The following is a 20468-nucleotide window of genomic DNA, read 5'->3' as shown; positions in this document are numbered from 1 at the left end:
AGCATGAAGTTTGGAGTAGTTATATTTCCCGGGTCTAATTGTGATGAAGACATCATATATGTATTAGAAAAAATAATGGGTCAGCAGGTGGTTAGGTTATGGCATAAAGACCATGATCTGCAGGGTGTTGACTTTGTTGTTTTACCAGGCGGTTTTTCTTTTGGCGATTATCTTCGCTCTGGCGCGATATCCCGTTTTTCACCTATCATGCAGGAGGTTATACAATTTGCAGCAAAAGGTGGTTACGTAATGGGTATCTGCAATGGTTTCCAGATATTGACCGAAGCAGGTCTGCTTGATGGCGCTTTATTACACAATGAAAACCGCAAGTTTATTTGCCGCAACATCTATTTAAAACCGCAAACAACCCAATCATTGCTTACTGCCCAGTTGGTACAGGATCAGGCTTATAAAATACCTATCGCGCATGGCGAGGGTAATTATTTTGCCAGTGCCGATGTAGTGAAGGCGCTGAACGATAACGATCAGGTATTGTTCAGGTACTGTGATGAGGCCGGTAACATTGTTGCCGATGCCAATCCTAACGGATCATTGGAAAATATTGCCGGTATCTGCAACGCCAACAGGAACGTATTTGGTTTAATGCCTCACCCGGAGCGTGCTGCCGATAGTTTGCTGGCTAACGAAGATGGACTGGCTATTTTTGAATCTATATTATCATTAATTAAGGCCTGATGACCAATTTGGTTATCGATATTGGTAATACGTATACAAAAATCGCGGTTTTTAAGCTGAGTGAACTGCTGGCAGTAATGCAGTTTGAAACGGTTGACCCCGACACACTCGATAATTTTTTGAATAATTATCAGATAGACAGGGCAATAGTATCATCGGTAAAAAAGCATGTAGAACCATGGCAAACCGGTTTAGAGGCAAAAATGCCGGTAACCTATTTCAACGCGTTAATAAACAGCGGTATACAGAACCATTATTTAACCCCTGAAACGCTTGGTACCGATCGTTTAGCGGCTGTTATAGGTGCAAGTCATACCTATCCGGCCCTCAACAGCCTTGTAATTACCGGCGGAACCGCTATAACTTATGATTACATTGATGCAGCCGGAAATTATTTTGGCGGCAGTATATCACCGGGACTAAATATGCGTTATAAGGCTTTAAATTATTATACCGCCGGCTTGCCATTGATTAGTACAGATGCCGCTTTTTATGCAACTTATGGCGATAGTACCGAAACAGCGATACGCTCTGGCGTGCAAAATGGAATAAAATATGAACTATTGGGGTTTATTGAAAGCTACCAGGACAACAACCCCCAACTAAATATTGTATTAAGCGGGGGCGACAGTATTTTTTTTGATACTCTATTGAAAAATAGCATCTTTGCCCCCTATATTAAAATTGAACCTTATTTGGTTTTAAAAGGATTAAACGCAGCTATACAAAAGCATAATGATTAAATATACCAGGTTTTTTATAACACTTTTATTAGCTGTTAGTTCATTTGCAGCATTTGCACAATCAACGGCTACCACCAGCTCTCCATACTCCAGGTATGGTATCGGCGATATCGATCCTCAGTTAATGCCTCAGAATGTAGCTATGGGCGGTATTGGTGTGGCTACAAACAAAATTGGTTTTTTTAACAATATCAATATCATAAACCCGGCTTCATACGGCGCTATAAACCTTACTACTATTGATATAGGCATTTACAGCAGCTTTTTAACCATGAGTCAAGCCGGTGCTGCCAGTCAAAAAAATAGTAATTTCAGACTGAGCCATGTGGCTTTTGCTATACCTGTAACCAAACACTCGGCATTGAGTTTTGGCCTGGTACCCTATAGCGAGCGTGGTTATAACTATAAAAACACCGTTAAAGGAAACGGCGCAATACCCGCCGATACTAACCTTACCAATTATACGTACAGCGGTGATGGTGGTTTATCAAAAGCTTATTTTGGTTATGGCTTTGGTATAGGCAAGCACCTCCTCATTGGTGCCAACGTATCCTACATTTTTGGTACATTAAAAGATATCAGTACTACAGAAATAAACACTAATATTAACGGGGTTATAGTACCGCTGCCAGGAACAACAAACTCAAAAATTGAATCGAGCAATTCCATAGCCGGTTTAAACTATGATTATGGTTTGCAATATTCTGTTGATTTTTCTGAAACCAAACACCTTACTTTCGGTTATTCGGGCTCGTTAAATTCCAGGCTTAACTCTACCAGCCATTTTATTGTAAGCCAGTATTTTAATGATGCCAGTGGTAATGAAGATATTCCGCTGGATAGCGTGATCAATAAACAGAGCTCCAAAACAAAAATAAAACTTCCGCTAACCAACCGCTTTGGTATATCGTTCCAGAGCGATGGCAAGTTCCTGGTTGGGGCAGATTATACCATGAGCAAATGGTCGCAGCTGTCAATAGGTGGTGTAAATCAGGGATTGCAGGATAGCCGTACGTTTAACATCGGCGGTCAGTATACCCCAAATTATGCTACCTTACGTAACTACTTTGCCTCTGTTGATTACCGCCTGGGCGCCATATATGATGAAACTTATATGGTAGTTAATAATACCCGGATTAAAAGATATGCCATTACCGCGGGTGTTGGTATGCCTTTAAGGCCTAACAACGGTAGTTTTTACAAGATCAATATCTCTGCCGAAGTAGGTAGAAGGGGCTCACTTGTAAATGGCCTGGTGCGCGAAAACTATGTGAATATACATTTAGGCTTCACCCTGAATGATAAATGGTTCCAGAAATATAAATTTGATTAATCTTACTTAGTTAAGTATCAAGTAATTAGTATCAAGTATCATGACTTTTAAAAAGTGCATTCTCAGCTCACGAAAAATCTTGATACTTGATACTCGATACTTTATACTTATAGGACTTTTTCTCCTGTCATCCTGTGTAAATGACCTGAATAAGGTTAAAGAGATCTCATCAAACGAGGTAGGTGCCATAGTAGAGCCGACTACAGGTGTTGACCTCATCCTGAGCGATTCAGCTAAAGTGACCATACATCTCACCGCTCCATTAATATTACAGTACAATCCCGAGAATCCCAAAAAGGCCTATAAAGTAGCACCTAAAGGGATTAAAGTAATTCATTACGACAAACTAACCCAAAAAGAAGACGGTACCATTATTGCCGATACCGGTATACTGCACGTAGGCGATAAGCTATATGAGTTCCGGAAAAACGTAGTGGCTACTAATGCCCAGGGCGATGTTTACAAATCTGACGAGCTGTTTTGGAATTCGGCAACAAAAAAGGTGTACTCTCACAAAAATGTGGAGGTTTTTATGAAAAGCGGGAATGTGATGAACGGAGACGACTTTGAAAGCGACGATACCTTTTTACGCCCCTCCCTCAAGAATAGTAAAGGCGTATTCCACGTAGACGAAAACGGGGCTCAATAACAGCGCAATTTAAAAAGCTAACGCAAAAATTCAAGCGCCAAAAAACCGTGTTTAAGATAGATTTTTTGACTTTTGACTTTTGAATTATTTTGTGTTATAGAATTTTACTAAAAATTGTATCTTGCGCCCTCTTTTGAGCAATACAAACCGTCATGAGATTTCCTTTAAAAGAATGGATTAGTGCATGATAGCTTCGTTTTACTTTAAAGAACAGATTATTATAGAGAAAATAATTATAAAAAGTATATGGGTATAATGGGTTATTTGCGCGACCGGATGGGGAAAATTGTTGCCATCCTTATTGGTTTAGCGCTGCTTGCTTTTATTGTAAGTGAGGTTGTAAGGTCAGGCGGCTCTTTTTTTAGGGACGACAATAATGAACTGGCTGTGGTGAACGGCGAAAAAGTGCCTTTGGATGAGTTTCAAAAAAGATTGGATCAAAATACTGCTCAGTTTAAACAAGCAGGACAGGCTATCTCTCCGCAGATCACCAGTTATGTACAGGAAAACACCTGGAACCAGGTAATAGGCCAGATGCTCTTAAAGAAAGAAGCAGAAAAAGTTGGGATTGTTGTAGGCGATGATGAAACTACATCTATGGTGAGCGGAAATAATCCCGACCCGCAGATTGCACGTCAGTTTACAAACCCGCAAACAGGGCAATTTGACAGAAGTAAACTGGAGCAGTTTAAAAGTTATTTGAAATCTCCTCAGGTGAGTGCTGAGCAAAAACAAGGCTGGGCCGAATTTTTAGAGCAGTTATTTGAGGCGAAAGTGGTAACAAAATACGTGGCTTTGGTTACCAATGGTTTGTATGTGAACTCGCTGGATGCAAAAGATGATTATGAGGCCAAAAACAAGCTGGTGAACTTTAAATATGCCGCATTGGATTACGCTTCTATCCCTGATGCTAAAGTTACTTTAACAGATGAGGACTATAGCAACTACTATAACGCGCACAAAAATGAATTCAGGAATCAGCAGGATGTACGTTCATTTGAGTACGTAAGCTTTAACGCGGCACCTTCAAAAGAGGATAGCCTTGCTATAAAGGCACAGGTTGATAAACTGGCCGAAGCTTTTAAAACCAGCACCAACGATTCGCTTTTTGTACAGATCAATTCTGAAACAAAAACACCTGTCAGCTTCCAGAAAAAAGGCGGATTAGAGCCAAAACTGGATACGGTAATGTTTAACGCGGCCAAAGGTTTTGTATATGGTCCTTACATATCAAACGGCAGCTACAAACTGGCTAAATTAACTGATGAAAAAATAACTTTCGATTCGGTAAAAACCCGTCACATATTAATCAATCCGGCTACCGAAGGAGGCGTTGAAAAAGCGATCGCTAAAGCTGATTCTATCAAAAAACTGATCCAGGGTGGTAAATCATTTGCCGATCTGGCCGCAACTTTCTCTGTTGATAAAGGCAGCGGCGCCAAAGGCGGCGAGATACCAGCATTTGATGTAAATGGTGCAATGGGTGGTGGCCAGGGCCAGATCACTCCGGAATATACTAATGCTGCCTTTAAAGCAAGCAAAGGCGACCTGATTGTGGTTACTTCGCAATTTGGTGTGCACCTGATACAGGTAGAAGATCAGAAAGGATCTGTAAAAGTTGTAAAAGTAGCCGTTGTTGATAAACCAATAACCGCGAGCAGCAAAACACAAACGGTAGCATATAGCCGCGCGCAACAGTTTTTGGGTAACCTAACCAAAGATAACTTTGACGCGGAAGTAAAAAAAGAAGGTTTAAAAAAGAGCGTAGCTGAAGACTTTACAGGTGTTGCCGCCAGTTTACCAGGTTTGGATAATGCTCGTGAGTTGGTACGATGGGCGTTTAAAGCTGACAAAGGAGACATCACCGATAAAGTATTTACTGTAGGCGATCAGTATGTGGTTACCCGCTTAACCGAAATTAAGCCTAAAGGTATATTGTCTTTAGATGCCGTTAAAAAGCAAATTGAGCCGGCTGTACGCAATGAAGTAAAAGCTAAACAACTGGCCGAGAAATTCCAGGGAGCTACAAGCATTGACCAGGCTGCTCAAAAAGCAGGTGTTAAAGTGGTGCCTGTTCAAAACGTGGTTTTTGCCAACCCTATTATTCCGGGTGCATCATTGGAATATAAAGTGATTGGTTCTATATTTGGTTCACAGCCTAACAAACTTTCTAAACCAATTAATGGTCAGCAGGGTGTTTATGTTTATGTTGTAGACGGTTTCACCAATCCTCCGGCACTTTCCAATAACGTAAGAGAGAAACAACAAATAGCCCAGGCACTGATGCAGCGCGCGGCAGGCCAGCTACTGGATGCCTTGAAAGATAATGCTATTGTAAAAGATAACAGGGCTAAACTGTTATAATAAAATTTTAAAGTAATTTTGTATCCGGGATCAGTCTGAGTGCTGTTCCCGGATTTTTTTTTGTTGGTTCATTTGTTCAGTGGTTCATTAGTTCATTGGTACAAGATTGATAACCTTGCAGCCATTTTGTTAATTACTGGATATGGAATCACTAATTCAATAAATCACTAATTCAATAATTGCTTCCAAATGGATATACAGGAAAACATAGTGAATAAAGTAGCACAGAGTGGCCTGGTCACTTTGGATCCTGCTGCTTTTTATCCCGCCGGCGAGCGTGTTATTTATGATATTAAAGATAACCTGTTCCACGGTTTAATGCTGCGCGAAAAAGATTTCAGGGAATTTATAAAAGAACATGACTGGGCACAATATACTGGTAAAAATGTGGGTATCACCTGCACCGCCGATGCTATTGTACCCGCATGGGCCTATATGTTGTTAGCTAACCGTATGGCCCCTTACGCGCGGGAAATTGTTTTTGGCGACGAGGCTGTTTTAGAAACCGTATTGTTTGAAAAAGAAATAGCCAAAGCCGATTTTGAGCAATATCGCGATCAGCGTATTGTATTAAAAGGTTGCGGTGATATTGAAGTACCGGTTTCGGCTTATGTGGAACTCACTAAAAAGCTCACCCCTATAGTAAAAAGCCTCATGTTCGGTGAGCCCTGCTCAACCGTACCTATCTATAAGCGAAAAGACTAATTTTTTAGTATCAAGTATCAAGATTTCTTTTGATTTAATCCCTTTTTTAATGTCATGATACTTGATACTAATTACTTGATACTATTCCCCACACAATAAAAGCGCGATTAAACCATTTATAGTAAAGCTTTGTCATATCTTCGGCCACTATTTGTCGGTGGGTGTATGACATAAAAAGCAATTGGCGCTAATGAAAAAATCCCTTTTCTATATCTTGTTATTTCTTTTGTCGGGTAGTAAAGTTTTTTCGCAGGAACTAACAAAAATCAGCGAACCTGTTTTTAAAGTGGGTGAAAAGCTAAGCTATAAAATGAAATATGGTGTATTTACTGCTGCCGAGGCCGATATCAGGGTAGAGGCCAGCGATAAGAAGCTTGATGGGCCGGCATTTCATTTAATAGCGGAGGGCAAAACAGCAGGCTCCTTTGACTTTTTTTACAAGGTGCGTAATAAGTACGAGTCATACGTTGATCAGAATACCTTAATGCCCTATTTTTATACCGAGAACAGGCATGAGGGGAAGTGGAAGCATACCGATAATGTGACCTTTGATCATAAGGATAATAAGGTAACGGCCGATAAGGGTGTATTTACATTTAAGGGACAAACATTTGATTTTGTATCAGCCTACTATTTTGCCCGTACCATTGATGTATCCAAAATGAAAGTAGGGGAGAAATTTGAGCTGCAGTATTTCCTGGAAGATGGTTTTCACTCCATGGGTATCACTTATGTAGGTACCGAAGTGGTGAGTTGTTCGATGGGAAAATTCAACTGTCTTAAATTTAATCCAACAATCATTCCGGGCCGTATTTTCAGAAAGGATAGTAAGTTGTACCTTTGGATAACAAATGATGGCAACAGGATACCTGTAAAGGCGCATGTGGAGGTTATCCTGGGGAGTGTTACGATGGATCTTCAGGCCGCTACCGGTTTAAAATATCCGTTAAACCCTATAAAAAAATAATTAAAAGAATATGATTGAGGTTGGTAATGTATTGGTGCACGAGGATGTGGTGAAAGAGAACTTTGTTTGTAACCTTAACAAATGCAAAGGCGCCTGTTGTTTGGAGGGTGATTCAGGCGCGCCCTTAAATGCCGATGAGCTTGATATTTTAAAAGAGATATATCCCAAAGTGAAACCTTACCTTACCGAGAAGGGGATCAAGACCATTGAAAAGGTAGGCACTTATGTAAAAGATTTTGAAGGCGATTATACCACGCCTTGTGTTGATGTAAATAAAGAATGCGCTTACGTGATATGGGAAAATGGCATCACTAAATGTGGTATTGAGAAAGCTTATGAAGAAGGTGCCGTCAGCTGGAAAAAACCGATCTCCTGCCATTTATATCCCATACGTATTACCGCCTACCCCGAGTTTGATGTGCTGAATTATGATCGTTGGAACATTTGCAGCCCCGCATGTTCATTCGGAAATGAGCTTAAAGTGCGCGTACATGAATTTTTAAAAGATCCCCTGATACGCAAATACGGGAAGGAGTGGTATCAGGAGCTGGAGAATGAAGTATCGGGCATATAAGAGAGCAAAGATTTTTGGAGCAAAGAGCAAGGATTCTTAGAGCAAAGAATAAAAGATTTTTGGAACAAGGATAATAGATGATTACTGTCTTTGCTCCTTACTCCAAAAATCCTTGCTCCAGGAATCTTAATTCTCATTGTTTTTGGATAATATTGTAACTTATAAGTCATATCCGATAAACGCCTATGAAAACAGCTTTAATAACAGGTATAACAGGTCAGGATGGGGCATACCTGGCTGAGTTCTTGCTGAAAAAAGGATATACTGTTCATGGTGTAAAACGGCGGTCGTCATTATTTAATACAGACCGCATTGATCATCTCTATCATGACCCGCACGAGCCCAACGTAAAGTTTAAGCTGCATTACGGCGACCTGACCGATTCAACCAACCTCATCAGGTTAGTACAGGAAGTGCAGCCCGACGAAATATATAACCTTGCCGCGCAAAGCCATGTAAAGGTAAGTTTTGATACACCCGAGTATACCGCCAATGCCGATGGTATTGGTACCCTGCGCATCCTGGAAGCAGTACGTTTGTTGGGCCTCACCCAAAAAACACGGATATACCAGGCCTCTACATCCGAACTTTATGGTTTAGTGCAGGCTGTTCCGCAAAGTGAAACCACGCCTTTTTATCCCCGTTCGCCATACGCGGTGGCAAAACTATATGGCTACTGGATCATTGTAAATTACCGTGAAGCATATCAAATGTACGCCTGTAACGGCATCTTATTCAACCATGAAAGCCCTATCAGGGGCGAAACTTTTGTTACTCGCAAAATTACCCGCGCAGCTGCAAAAATAGCCCTGGGTTTGCAGGATTGCCTGTATGTGGGTAATCTTTCGGCACAGCGCGACTGGGGGCATGCCAAAGACTATATAGAAGCCATGTGGCTCATGCTGCAGCAAGAAAAGGCCGAAGATTTTGTAATAGCAACAGGTGTTACTACCACTGTTCGTGATTTTATAAAAATGGCCTTCAATGAATTAGGCATCGAAGTGGAGTTTAGCGGCAAGGACGAAAATGAGCGTGGCGTGATTATTGATATTGATGAGCAAAAAGTAACGGAACTGGGTTTAAATAAGGATGCTCTTAAATTTGGGCAAACTATAGTAAAGGTTGATGCCAAATATTTTAGACCAACGGAGGTTGAACTGTTGATTGGGGACGCCACAAAGGCTTTTGAAAAATTAGGATGGAAACCTAAATATGACCTTCAGGCCCTGGTGACTGATATGGTGTTATCAGATCTGCACCTGGTTAAAAAGGATGACTATCTGAAGAAAGGCGGTTTTAAAACGCTTAATTACTTTGAATAAAATTTATCAATTCTGCATGAAAAAAATATTTACCGGCGTTATACTATTATTTTTAATGAGCGGGGTTGTAAAGGCACAATCAGTATATCAACCTTATTCGTATCAGTTTTACCAAAAATTGGATGCCGATGTTTATTCTACCCAAACCTGGGTGCATAGCTCCTTAAAACCATTTTTTGTTGACGATTCGTTGATAAAGCACCATTACGATTCCTTAATGAATTTGAGCGGACTTAAAGGAAAGTTTTTTACCCAGCACCAGATTGATGTAAAGGGGAAAGATTATACCTTTTACACCGATCTTTTACCGGATTTTAATTTGAGCCGGGATTTTTCCAATAAAAAGAATACTAATTCAGGTTCGCTTGGTTTGCAGGTGGGTGGTACCGTTGGTAATAAGTTATCCTATAACGTGAGTGCTTATGAAAACAGGGCCGTACTGCCTGATTATCTGGCCACTTATACCAACCAAATAGGCATAGCCCCCGGGCAGGCTTACGCCGGTATTTATGGCAACGAGTATCGTTGGTCGTACATTACAGCGTTGGTATCATACACACCCAATAAATACCTGAACATAACCGCCGGGCGGGATAAAACTTTTATTGGTGATGGCTACCGCTCTGAACTTTTATCTGATTATGCCTCACCATATCCTTTTATTAAGCTAACCGGTACTCTTGGTAACGTAAGATATATGGCGATGTGGGCCTACTTTAATGATCCGCTATCGGTTAAAGTAGATAATGGCGACCGCAAAAAATATGGCGTGTTCCATTATCTGGACTGGAATGTAAGTAACCGGCTTTCCCTGGGCTTTTTTGATGCGGTTATCTGGCCTGCTAAAGACGACTTGGGGCATGCGCGTGGTTTTGATTTTACTTATATCAATCCAGTTATATTCTTACGCCCTGTTGAGGCGACAAACGGATCACCCGATAATGCTATGATCGGGTTTACTGGTAAATATAAGCTTACAGATGGCGTTACAGCCTATGGTCAGTTCGCACTTGATGAATTTGAGGCCAAGAACTTTTTCTCCAGTAATGGTAGCTCACGAAATAAGTATGGATGGCAACTTGGGTTTAGAGGAGCAAACCTGTTTAATGTAAACGGATTAAATTACCTCCTGGAAACCAATAACGTAAAACCATATACCTACTCAGAACGGAGTTCGATAGTTAACTATGCCGAAAATGGGGAGCCATTAGCGCATCCATGGGGCGCAAACTTTCGTGAAGTAGTTGGTTTGTTGAATTACTCCTATAAAAGATTTGATTTTTCGGGAGAGCTTGACTATGGACATTACGGCTTAGATACAGATGATCTTAATTTTGGGAAAGATATTTTTCAGCAATATGTAGATCCTGCAAGGGCTTTTGGTAACTACACCGGTCAGGGTTTAACAACCAATATGATTTACGTGGAAGGTAAGGTAGCCTATTTGCTAAACCCTAAATATAATCTGCGTTTTGAATTAGGCGGACTTTACCGTTCTGAAAAGAACAGCCAGTTTCATGACAAAACAAGCATGATCACCTTCGGAATACGCAGCTCATTCCGGGCCATTTACAATGATTTAGCAAGTTATAAAACGCACTAATAAAGTCTGAAGTCGAAAGTCTTGAGCCTGAAGTCATAATTACACTCGACCGCAGACTCAAGACTTTCGACTTAGAACTTAAGACGCTATAGTATGCGTATTATGTTTAGCGCCTAAACTTCTAACCTGTGTTATAATGTGTTGTGCATCATAACCGCATTCGGCCCAAAGTTCGGGTTGTTCGCCGTGCTCTATGATCTTATCTGGTATGCCAAGGCGTTTTACTAGCGTATTCTGATAGCCGTTATCAGCCATAAATTCCAGTACCGCGCTGCCCATTCCTCCTTCAAGGCAACCATCCTCAACCGTAATTACTTTGCTGAATTTCTTAAATACTTCATGAAGTAAAGCTTCGTCAAGCGGTTTTACAAAGCGAAGGTCATAATGCGCAGGATAATAGCCTTCGGTATTCAGTTCGGCAGTAGCTTTTACTACTTCGTTACCGATGGCGCCTATAGATAGGATAGCTACCTCGTCACCATCGCAAACTTTGCGGCCTTTACCAACAGGTATGGCCTTAAACGGGCGTTGCCAGTCGACCATGACACCATTACCACGAGGGTACCTTATCACAAACGGACCCATATTTTCCTGTTGAGCAGTATACATGAGGTTACGCAGCTCTTCTTCGTTCATGGGAGCCGATATCGTCATATTAGGTATGCAGCGCATAAAAGCCAGGTCATAAGCGCCATGATGGGTTGGCCCGTCGGCACCTACAAGGCCCGCCCTGTCTAAACAGAATATCACATTGAGGTTTTGAATAGCCACATCATGTATCACCTGGTCATATGCCCTTTGCATAAAGCTGGAGTATATATTACAAAACGGTACTAAACCTTGCGTAGCCAATCCTGCCGAAAATGTTACCGCGTGCTGTTCGGCTATACCAACGTCAAAAGCGCGGGCTGGCATAGCTTTCATCATGAGGTTAAGCGAGCATCCCGAAGGCATGGCCGGGGTAATACCCATGATTTTAGGGTTTTGCTCTGCCAGCTCAATAATACTGTGCCCAAACACATCCTGGTATTTAGGTGGTTGCGGCTTATCGTATTTGGTTTTCTTGATCTCGCCGGTTATTTTGTCAAATAAACCGGGCGCATGCCACTTGGTCTGGTCTTTTTCGGCCAGGGCATAACCCTTACCTTTGGTGGTAATACAATGCAGTAACTTAGGGCCTGGTATATCACGCAGGTCTTTCAGAACCTTTACCAGGTGGTTTACATCATGACCATCAATAGGGCCAAAGTACCTGAACTTAAGGGCTTCAAAAAAGTTGCTGCGTTTTAACAGCGTGCCCTTAATGCTTTTTTCTATCTTCTGCGCTATTTTAAAGGCATCCGGTCCTATGGCTGATAATTTGCCCAGCACATGAGCTATATCGTCTCTGAAGCGATTATATGGCTTGGATGTGGTGATATCTGTAAGGTATTCCTTTAACGCGCCCACATTAGGGTCTATAGACATGTTATTGTCGTTCAGGATCACCAGCAGATTTGAGTTTTCGATACCGGCGTGGTTGAGCGCTTCAAAAGCCATTCCCGCGGTCATGGCGCCATCTCCAATAACGGCTACGTGCTGCCTGTCGATTTCGCCTTTGTAATGCGAGGCCACAGCCATACCCAGCGCTACAGAAATAGAGGTAGAGGAGTGCCCTACACCAAAAGTATCGTATTCGCTTTCTGAACGTTTTGGAAAACCACTCAGGCCCTTATATACACGGTTGGTATGAAATTCGTCGCGGCGGCCGGTCAGTATTTTATGGCCGTAAGCCTGGTGGCCTACATCCCAAACTAATTGATCGTAAGGGGTGTTCAGTACGTATTGAAGGGCTACGGTTAACTCTACAACACCTAAACTGGCAGCAAAATGGCCGCCATTTACCGATACCACATCAATAATATACTGGCGCAGTTCCTGGCAAACCTGTTCAAGCTCGCTTTCGTTAAGTCGCTTTAAATCAGATGGATAATTTATTGTTTTTAATAAATCCCCGGCTGGTACCTGCATTGACATTTGTAAGAATATTTAACTTACAAAGTAAGCTATTTTATTTATAAAAACAGGTTATCTAAATGTATTTATTGTTTGGGGTTAGTATCAAATAGCGAGTATCAAGTATCATGACTTTTTCTTTTCCAATCAGTGAGCATGAAGTATCTTGATACTTGATACTCGCTACTTGACACTAAAAATCTTATTTTTGCAACAGATATATGATCGACGACAGCTTTGCTATAAAATTACCCCAGTTTGAAGGTCCGTTTGATCTGCTGCTTTTTTTTATTGAAAGGGATGAACTGGATATCCATGATATCCCCATAGCCCGCATAGCCGATGATTTTTTAAACTATATACACCAGATGACCAGCCTTAATATGGAGCTGGCCAGTGAGTTTATTTTTGTGGCTGCCACGCTGATGCGTATCAAGGCGAAAATGTTATTGCCCCGCTATGAGGCCGATGATGCCGGCGACGAAGCCGATACCAAAGAAAACCTGATCAGGAAACTGATAGAATATAAAAAATTCAAGGAACTGTGCGAGGAATTACGCCCTTATGAAGAAGAGCGTTTTAAACAGGAAAAGAGAGGTAATATAAAACACGACCTGGAGCAGGTAGAAAAGGTTACTCACCCCGGCGAGGAATTATCGGAGTTAAGTTTATATAAGTTGATGATGGTGCATGAACGGCTAATGCGCAACTACCTTAACCGCAGTGAAGAGGTAAAGCACACCGTGGTTCAATACCCATACACCATCGAAAAGCAGAAGAAAGCGGTTGCCGATTTGCTCAAGATCAATAAAATGCTTGATTTTAAAGCGATTGCGGGAAGTTCGGAAAATAAGGTACACTTTGTTTACAACTTTTTGGCTGTATTAGAAATGCTGCAGCAGGAGCTGATAGATATTCAGATTGGTTTGGGATACAATAATTTCTGGATATCAGCGAGGGAGATTTGAGATGTTAGATATGAGATGTGAGACAAGAAATGTATAAAGTTTGTTGTTCATTTTTAATTAATTACAAAAGCTAATTTTTTAATCTCAAATCTCATATCTAACATCTCAAATCTAATTTTTGCTAACTTAGCGCCGTTATAAACACAGTGCCGTTTTAATTATATATAATGAAAAGAGACAAATTAATTTTTAAGTTATTGGATGAAGAGCAGCAACGCCAGGAAGAGGGTATTGAGCTGATAGCATCTGAGAATTTTGTGAGCCGTCAGGTTATGGAAGCTGCGGGTTCTGTTGCTACCAATAAATATGCCGAAGGTTTACCAGGCAAACGTTATTATGGCGGCTGCCAGGTAGTTGACGAAATTGAAACCATTGCTATTGAAAGAGCCAAGCAACTGTTCAATGCCGAGTGGGCAAACGTTCAGCCGCATTCAGGCGCTCAGGCCAATGCTGCGGTAATGCTGGCAGTTCTTCAACCAGGCGACAAAATATTAGGATTTGATCTGTCACATGGTGGCCACTTAACCCATGGCTCACCGGTTAACTTTTCGGGTAAATTATATGAGCCGCATTTTTATGGTGTGGTTAAAGAAACCGGCCTTGTTGATTATGCGCAACTGGAAAAAGTTGCCCTTAAAGAGAAACCAAAACTAATCATTTGCGGCGCTTCGGCTTACTCGCGTGATTGGGATTATGAATTTATACGTAAAGTAGCCGATAAAGTGGGTGCTTTGGTACTGGCTGATATATCGCACCCGGCAGGCCTTATTGCCAGGGGATTACTAACAGATCCGCTGCCGCATTGCCACATTGTAACTACCACAACGCACAAAACATTACGCGGCCCGCGTGGCGGTCTCATCCTGTTAGGTAAGGATTTTGAAAACCCATTTGGCATAAAAACACCCAAAGGCGAAGTAAGAATGATGTCGTCATTGTTGGATATGGCGGTTTTTCCGGGTACGCAAGGCGGCCCGCTGGAGCATATCATCGCTGCAAAAGCGATAGCATTTGGCGAAGCTTTAAGCGAAGGCTATATGAAATATATTCTGCAGGTTAAAAAGAATGCCGCGGCTATGGCCGAAGCTTTTGTTAAGCGTGGTTATGAGATCATATCAGGCGGTACAGATAACCACTTGATGCTGATTGATCTGCGTAATAAAAACATTACCGGTAAAGCTGCTGAAAACGCTTTGGTAACTGCCGATATCACCGTAAACAAAAATATGGTGCCTTATGATGATAAGTCGCCGTTTGTTACTTCTGGTATACGTGTAGGTACCTCGGCTATAACCACCCGTGGCATGAAAGAGAAGCAAATGGAACACATTGTAGAACTGATAGATGCCGTAATTGTTGACCCGGAAAATGAACCTTCTTTAAAGAAAATACGTAAAAAAGTCCACAAGCTGATGCACGACTATCCGTTGTACAGAGAAAGCAGCGCGGAATAATTAATGACCCAAAGACGGCAGGAAAATTTAATAACTCAAAAGGAACGTTTAGAGGCCCTGCGGTCGTACCATATTTTAGATACGCCTCCTGAAAAGGAGTATGATGCTATTACCCGCCTTACATCTTATGTATGTAACGCCTCTGTTGTTTTCATCACCCTGATTGATGCCGACAGGCAATGGGTTAAGTCTAAATTTAGCGCCGGTACTGATGAAATCGTCAGTGCCGGCGCTTTTTGCAATTGTACTATCCTGACTGACCAGATACTGGAGATAAGTGATACCCTGCTTGATAAAACCTTTAAGGATAACATTGAGGTTGTGAGTCAGCATGTACGGTTTTATGCTGGTGCGCCTTTGATTGACCCGAATGGGCATCATTTAGGTACGCTTTGCGTTGTTGATACTGTGCCTCACATCCTTAGCACCGAACAGCGCGATGCTTTGCGGATACTGGCAGATAAGGTAATGTCGCACTTTCTATTGCGCAAACGAAATAGAGACCTTGAAGAAAGCCTTGCAATCCATAAAGAGTTTCATGATCTTTTTGACAGTTCGCCAGACATTCATTGTATTTTGGATCGCGATTTTAAAATTAAACGGATCAACCTGTCTGTTAAACAGGTTTTAGGCTATACTGTAGAGGAGGTAACCGGAAAGCCGATATGGGATTTCTTCAGGGAGAAGGAAAGGGATCTGTTTCTGGACAAATTACGGGAGGGTTTAAATGGCCAGGATAAATTTGAATTTGAAACACCCATTTTTGCCCCTGATCATGCTGTTAAATGGTTAAGCTGGGCGGCAACATTTAAAGGCGATAAATGGTTTGCCAGTGGCAGGGATGTAAGTTATCAGAAGCAGGTTGTAAAAGAACTCAAGCAATTATCACTGGTGGCCAGTAAAGTTGTTAATGGTGTGGTGATCAGTAATGCAGCTGATGAAGTAGTGTGGGTGAATGAAGCGTTTGAACATATTACCGGTTATAATCTTGCCGATGTTGAAAATAAGTACCTTGGTGCCACTTTAAAAGGTAAGCCGGTTGATAATGCGGCTATTGAAAAATTAGACGCGTCGATAAAAAAGAAAGAATCATACGAGGTAGATCTGCTTATGGATCGAAAAGATGGAACCCCAATATGGATCACGGTTGTCAATTCTGTTATTCATAATCAAAATGGAGAGGTCGATAAATCCATCAGAATTGTTATTGATATTACTGCCCGTAAAAAGATTGAGCAGGAATTAGAGATATTGTCTTTTGCAGCCAGAAAATCGCCCAGCGGTATTTTTATACGCGATGCAGAAGGCAAAATGCTCTGGATGAATGAGGCCCTTGAAAATATTATTGGCTATTCATTCGCCGAACTGGAAGGAAAGATTATGGGTAATACCCTGGTGGGTGAAGATACTGATATGACAGTATTTGAAAGCGCGGTAAAAGCCGTAAAAGAGAACAGACCTTACGAAATCGAGATAAAAATATATAAAAAGGATAATACCCCATGCTGGGTATTTTTATCAAATAGTCCGCTATTTAACGAAGCAGGCAAGGTCGACCGTCAGATTGGTGTCATGGTTGATATAGCCGAGCGTAAAAAGAGTGAGGAGGAGCTTACAAAACTTTCGTTAGTAGCCAGCAATACTACAAGCGGGGTTGTTATAAATAATAACGATGGAAAGGTTGAATGGGTAAATAAAGCATTTGAAAATATTACCGGGTATACGATCAATGAAGTAAACGGAAACCATTTGGGTGATGTACTGAAGGGCGAGCTCACGGATGTATCTATTATCCAAAAAACGCGCGAATTATCCCGGAATAAGCAATCATTTGAAGTAGATCTGCTCATTTACCGTAAAGACGGGCAACCTTTGTGGATATCGGTTATCAATTCGGTAATTATTGGAAATGATGGTAACGTTGATAAATATATTGAGGTAATTATTGATATAACTGCCAAAAAGAAGGCCGAGATAGAATTGATAAGAGCGAAGGAAGAGGCTTTGCAATTAAGCCGTGCTAAAGACATGTTCATATCGGTGATGAGTCATGAAATACGCACACCGCTTAATGCAGTGATTGGCATGTCGCACCTGTTGCTCGAAGATGATCCGATGGAATCGCAAAAGGAAAATTTGAGCATCCTCAAATTTTCGGCCGAGAATTTAATGACACTGATCAATGATGTACTAGATTTTACCAAAATAGAAACAGGTAATATTGAGCTGGAGAAGGCAAATGTGGATATGAGGGAACTTATTCAGAGTATCAACACCTCCATGCGTTATCGTGCCGAAGAAAAAAATATTTATCTTAGCCAAAGCATTGATGATGCTGTACCCAAGGTTGTAATAGGCGACAGAGCCCGCTTATGCCAGATACTGTTGAACCTGGTGAGCAATGCCCTTAAGTTTACAGACGAAGGCGGAATTAATACAGACCTGAAGGTAATTCAGGAAAGTGATAAGGATGTGAGGATCCGATTCTCTGTTGCAGACACGGGTATAGGTATTGCCCCGGGAAAACTGAATACTATATTTGAACAGTTTAAACAAGCCGAACCGGATATTACACGCAAATACGGAGGTACAGGCCTGGGTTTAGCTATCAGCAAAAGATTAATTGAACTACATGATTCAAGAATAAATGTAGATAGCATACTAAACAAGGGCTCTACTTTTTGGTTTACTATAACGTTTAGGAAAACAAATACCCATTTGAATAATAATAACAACAATTTGGAAACAGGGCTCAAAATAAATGTTTTAGTAGTTGATGACAATCAGATAAACCGGTTATTGATCAATAAGATTCTGAAAAAATGGGGTGCCAATGCTGATTTTGCCGAAAATGGTATTGAAGCTATCCACAAAATAGAAAACAACCGGAATTATAATGTGGTATTAATGGATATCCATATGCCTCAAATGGGTGGTCTTGAGGCCACCCAGATCATACGCGCTATGCCCGATCCGTATTTTCAAAAGTTACCTATCATTGCTTTAACCGCATCGATGCTGAGCAACCAGATGGGTGAAATAGATAATGCCGGGATGAACGATTATGTATTAAAACCATTTGACCCCAAATCTCTTTACGATAAATTAAGCCGGTATCAGCACCAGTAAAAGACCCTTATGCACGTTGTTTATTCATCATAAATTCCTCGTCCGCAGGGAAATTATTAAAGATCAGTTCATAAGCAATTTTTATCCATACAATGATGCAGGGCCAGGCTTTCATGGCCAGGTTGCTCATCCACTCGCGGGCAGGTCTTGGGAAAGCGTCGCTTGGACCCAAACCGGTAATAACCAGTAGTAATACCAGCATAATAACATTGAAAGTAGTAAAAGGCTTATCCTGCATCATGATGTAAATTACGGCGCCAGCTGTAGCAATAATGTAGGTTGGATGCTCAGATCCGGTACTAAACAGCACAACCATCAACAGGGCCGAACATAACACCTGCAGCTGGAATTTCAGCGAGCTATATTGTTTAAAGCGGAACAGCGGGATAGCAAAAATAATTGCGCCGGCTATCAGGAAAGGGGTATTCGGTAAGGCCGCGTTTTGGGTTAAACGGCGTGCCACCCCCATAATGCACCAATCAATACTGCCGGTTAAACTTACGTTCATGGAGTTTTTGAGGTTTAACTCATGAAACCAGTCGTGATAGGATTGGATAATATAATGAGGACTGGAAATGACCATAGGCAGGGCAAACAAAACACCGGCCCATACTACGGTACTGGAAATAAACTTTAATTTGTTACGGGAGAAAAGAAAAAAAGCCAGGCCAACTACCGGGTAAAACTTAATTAAAGTGCCTGCTACGATGAACAGGGTAGCCCATTCGTCTTTACCTTTTTTTACCAGCATAAAGCTTATAATGATCAAGGCCGCAATGAGGGCATTGATCTGCATGTAATGCGAGGTATTGGAAAACTCAATAACACATAACAAAAGGATAGCTGTTTTTATCCGGTTGTTAAAGGGGAGGAGATGTACGGCCAGCAGAAAGGCAAGCGCGTTAACGAGTTGCCAGAGGAAAAAGCCTACCGCCTCTGACGGGATAGCGAACGGCGCTACCAATATGGTAAATGTAGGGCCATATAAAAACACATCAGCATATTCTGCCGGGTACAATAAATATAAGTTTACACCTGCCCTGGCGTGATAGTAAGCATGACGGAATATGAGGTAGTTATTATCAATATGCCTGAAGTATTTATATTGCCAGCAATAAGCGGCAACCGCTAAATATAATACCCAAACCCATTGATACCCGGTTAAATAAAGGAACCTTTTTGTCATTGCAGGAAACTGTGATAATTGTAATCGACAAAAGTATTGATAAAAAAGATATTGGGTTCATTTTGTTTTATTGCGCATAAGCAATGGTGGCAATACTTAGGGTGAGCCCGGGTATTTTTAACAGTTCCATACCGCAGGCTTCCAATGTAGAACCGGTGGTTATAATATCATCAACCAGTAAAACATGTTTGTTGATTAATTTTTCGGGATGTTTGATCATAAATACATCCTGCATATTCTCGAAACGGGCAAAGCGCGACTTATGGGTTTGAGTTGCCGTTGCTATCGTGCGCAGTAAATTATGATCTTCTACCATAGCGTTTAGCTTTTCCGCGAGCCCCTCGGCAAAACGTGCACTTTGATTATACCCTCGCTCCTGAAGGCGTTTTTTGTGCAGAGGCACAGGAATGATCAGATCAACAGTATTAAAAACAGGATTTTGGGCTAATTGGGTACCGGCAATATGGCCAAGTAAGTTGCCGATCTGTTGCATACCCTTATATTTAAAATGATGCATGAGGTTTTGCACTTTGCCGCCTTTGGTAAAATAATAAAGGGCATAGGCTGCCTCAACTTTTATTTTACCATAAAACTGTTGGGCAACAATGTTATCAGCTTGTAAGTGGAAATTGGTATAGGGCAGGTTGTAACGGCAATCCGAACAAATAATATACTCATTGACTACAAGACTGGCCTGGCAGGCCGGACATAGTTCAGGGAAAAGCAGGGAAACAAAATCGGCCAGGTAACCACGCAGCAATTTCATGCCGTTAATTTAAG

The 20468-nt window shown here is 41.4% G+C and carries 16 protein-coding genes; 13 read left to right on the top strand and 3 right to left on the bottom strand.

The features are described 5' to 3' along the window. Positions 1 to 3: 3 nt before the first annotated feature. The 10 genes from purQ (at position 4) to ACNURT_RS23585 (ending at position 10956) form a co-directional block, all read left to right on the top strand. The gene (gene purQ, locus ACNURT_RS23630; RefSeq protein ID WP_090471569.1) at positions 4 to 696 is read left to right on the top strand and encodes a phosphoribosylformylglycinamidine synthase subunit PurQ; all 693 of its coding nucleotides are present in this window, start codon (positions 4 to 6) and stop codon (positions 694 to 696) included. Then, on the top strand, positions 696 to 1439 hold the full coding sequence (locus ACNURT_RS23625) for a type III pantothenate kinase (protein ID WP_419699749.1): 744 nt from the start codon (positions 696 to 698) through the stop codon (positions 1437 to 1439). Before purQ ends, ACNURT_RS23625 begins: the two co-directional genes overlap by 1 nt. Then, positions 1432 to 2772: a hypothetical protein gene (locus tag ACNURT_RS23620; RefSeq protein WP_419699748.1), complete on the top strand. Its 1341-nt coding sequence runs from the start codon at positions 1432 to 1434 to the stop codon at positions 2770 to 2772. Before ACNURT_RS23625 ends, ACNURT_RS23620 begins: the two co-directional genes overlap by 8 nt. Positions 2773 to 2851: 79 nt before the next feature. Continuing rightward, positions 2852 to 3421 (top strand): LPS export ABC transporter periplasmic protein LptC, encoded by a 570-nt coding sequence (locus ACNURT_RS23615; protein WP_419699747.1) that lies wholly within the window; start codon positions 2852 to 2854, stop codon positions 3419 to 3421. A 246-nt stretch (positions 3422 to 3667) separates the two neighbouring features. Continuing rightward, positions 3668 to 5785 (top strand): SurA N-terminal domain-containing protein, encoded by a 2118-nt coding sequence (locus ACNURT_RS23610; RefSeq protein ID WP_419699746.1) that lies wholly within the window; start codon positions 3668 to 3670, stop codon positions 5783 to 5785. Between the two features lie 189 nt (positions 5786 to 5974). After that, entirely contained in the window at positions 5975 to 6490 is a 516-nt protein-coding gene (locus ACNURT_RS23605) for a DUF2480 family protein (protein ID WP_419699745.1), read from the top strand. 190 nt (positions 6491 to 6680) lie between these two features. Then, complete coding sequence (locus ACNURT_RS23600) at positions 6681 to 7457, top strand: DUF3108 domain-containing protein (RefSeq protein WP_419699744.1); 777 nt, start codon at positions 6681 to 6683, stop codon at positions 7455 to 7457. Between the two features lie 10 nt (positions 7458 to 7467). After that, positions 7468 to 8031 carry a DUF3109 family protein gene (locus tag ACNURT_RS23595; protein ID WP_370996746.1) on the top strand — a complete coding sequence of 188 codons (564 nt, stop codon included), beginning with the start codon at positions 7468 to 7470 and terminating at the stop codon, positions 8029 to 8031. Between the two features lie 185 nt (positions 8032 to 8216). Beyond that, on the top strand, positions 8217 to 9353 hold the full coding sequence (gene gmd, locus ACNURT_RS23590) for a GDP-mannose 4,6-dehydratase (protein WP_419699743.1): 1137 nt from the start codon (positions 8217 to 8219) through the stop codon (positions 9351 to 9353). A 16-nt stretch (positions 9354 to 9369) separates the two neighbouring features. Further along, positions 9370 to 10956, top strand: a complete 1587-nt coding sequence (locus ACNURT_RS23585) for a gliding motility protein RemB (RefSeq protein WP_419699742.1) — start codon at positions 9370 to 9372, stop codon at positions 10954 to 10956. A gap of 78 nt (positions 10957 to 11034) precedes the next feature. Here ACNURT_RS23585 and dxs read toward each other — a convergent pair whose 3' ends face one another. Continuing rightward, positions 11035 to 12966, bottom strand: a complete 1932-nt coding sequence (dxs, locus tag ACNURT_RS23580; protein WP_419702141.1) for a 1-deoxy-D-xylulose-5-phosphate synthase — start codon at positions 12964 to 12966, stop codon at positions 11035 to 11037. A 206-nt stretch (positions 12967 to 13172) separates the two neighbouring features. Here dxs and ACNURT_RS23575 point away from each other — a divergent pair, with 206 nt between their 5' ends. From ACNURT_RS23575 to ACNURT_RS23565, 3 genes are all read left to right on the top strand, one after another. Continuing rightward, complete coding sequence (locus ACNURT_RS23575) at positions 13173 to 13919, top strand: segregation and condensation protein A (RefSeq protein WP_419699741.1); 747 nt, start codon at positions 13173 to 13175, stop codon at positions 13917 to 13919. A 167-nt stretch (positions 13920 to 14086) separates the two neighbouring features. Beyond that, entirely contained in the window at positions 14087 to 15373 is a 1287-nt protein-coding gene (gene glyA / locus ACNURT_RS23570) for a serine hydroxymethyltransferase (RefSeq protein ID WP_419699740.1), read from the top strand. 3 nt (positions 15374 to 15376) lie between these two features. Beyond that, the gene (locus tag ACNURT_RS23565; RefSeq protein ID WP_419699739.1) at positions 15377 to 18502 is read left to right on the top strand and encodes a PAS domain S-box protein; all 3126 of its coding nucleotides are present in this window, start codon (positions 15377 to 15379) and stop codon (positions 18500 to 18502) included. Positions 18503 to 18509: 7 nt separating this feature from the next. Here ACNURT_RS23565 and ACNURT_RS23560 read toward each other — a convergent pair whose 3' ends face one another. Both ACNURT_RS23560 and ACNURT_RS23555 read right to left on the bottom strand, forming a co-directional pair. Further along, a complete protein-coding gene (locus tag ACNURT_RS23560; protein ID WP_419699738.1) occupies positions 18510 to 19688 on the bottom strand; it encodes a glycosyltransferase family 87 protein in 1179 nt (392 codons plus the stop codon). A gap of 67 nt (positions 19689 to 19755) precedes the next feature. Further along, positions 19756 to 20454, bottom strand: a complete 699-nt coding sequence (locus ACNURT_RS23555; protein WP_419699737.1) for a ComF family protein — start codon at positions 20452 to 20454, stop codon at positions 19756 to 19758. Positions 20455 to 20468: the final 14 nt, after the last annotated feature.

This window comes from Mucilaginibacter sp. NFX135 (assembly GCF_048565145.1).
Taxonomy (GTDB): Bacteria; Bacteroidota; Bacteroidia; order Sphingobacteriales; family Sphingobacteriaceae; genus Mucilaginibacter.
The sequence above is the reverse complement of the archived record's forward strand: the minus strand, read 5'-3'. Positions and strand labels throughout refer to the sequence as shown.

Coding starts and splice junctions, on each gene's coding strand:
- ACNURT_RS23560 (WP_419699738.1), bottom strand. CDS start 19,688: ATGACAAAAAGGTTCCTTTATTTAACCGGGTATCAATGGGTTTGGGTA.
- gmd (WP_419699743.1), top strand. CDS start 8,217: ATGAAAACAGCTTTAATAACAGGTATAACAGGTCAGGATGGGGCATAC.
- ACNURT_RS23620 (WP_419699748.1), top strand. CDS start 1,432: ATGATTAAATATACCAGGTTTTTTATAACACTTTTATTAGCTGTTAGT.
- ACNURT_RS23585 (WP_419699742.1), top strand. CDS start 9,370: ATGAAAAAAATATTTACCGGCGTTATACTATTATTTTTAATGAGCGGG.
- ACNURT_RS23555 (WP_419699737.1), bottom strand. CDS start 20,454: ATGAAATTGCTGCGTGGTTACCTGGCCGATTTTGTTTCCCTGCTTTTC.
- dxs (WP_419702141.1), bottom strand. CDS start 12,966: ATGCAGGTACCAGCCGGGGATTTATTAAAAACAATAAATTATCCATCT.
- purQ (WP_090471569.1), top strand. CDS start 4: ATGAAGTTTGGAGTAGTTATATTTCCCGGGTCTAATTGTGATGAAGAC.
- ACNURT_RS23565 (WP_419699739.1), top strand. CDS start 15,377: ATGACCCAAAGACGGCAGGAAAATTTAATAACTCAAAAGGAACGTTTA.
- ACNURT_RS23575 (WP_419699741.1), top strand. CDS start 13,173: ATGATCGACGACAGCTTTGCTATAAAATTACCCCAGTTTGAAGGTCCG.
- ACNURT_RS23595 (WP_370996746.1), top strand. CDS start 7,468: ATGATTGAGGTTGGTAATGTATTGGTGCACGAGGATGTGGTGAAAGAG.
- ACNURT_RS23625 (WP_419699749.1), top strand. CDS start 696: ATGACCAATTTGGTTATCGATATTGGTAATACGTATACAAAAATCGCG.
- glyA (WP_419699740.1), top strand. CDS start 14,087: ATGAAAAGAGACAAATTAATTTTTAAGTTATTGGATGAAGAGCAGCAA.
- ACNURT_RS23605 (WP_419699745.1), top strand. CDS start 5,975: ATGGATATACAGGAAAACATAGTGAATAAAGTAGCACAGAGTGGCCTG.
- ACNURT_RS23610 (WP_419699746.1), top strand. CDS start 3,668: ATGGGTATAATGGGTTATTTGCGCGACCGGATGGGGAAAATTGTTGCC.
- ACNURT_RS23600 (WP_419699744.1), top strand. CDS start 6,681: ATGAAAAAATCCCTTTTCTATATCTTGTTATTTCTTTTGTCGGGTAGT.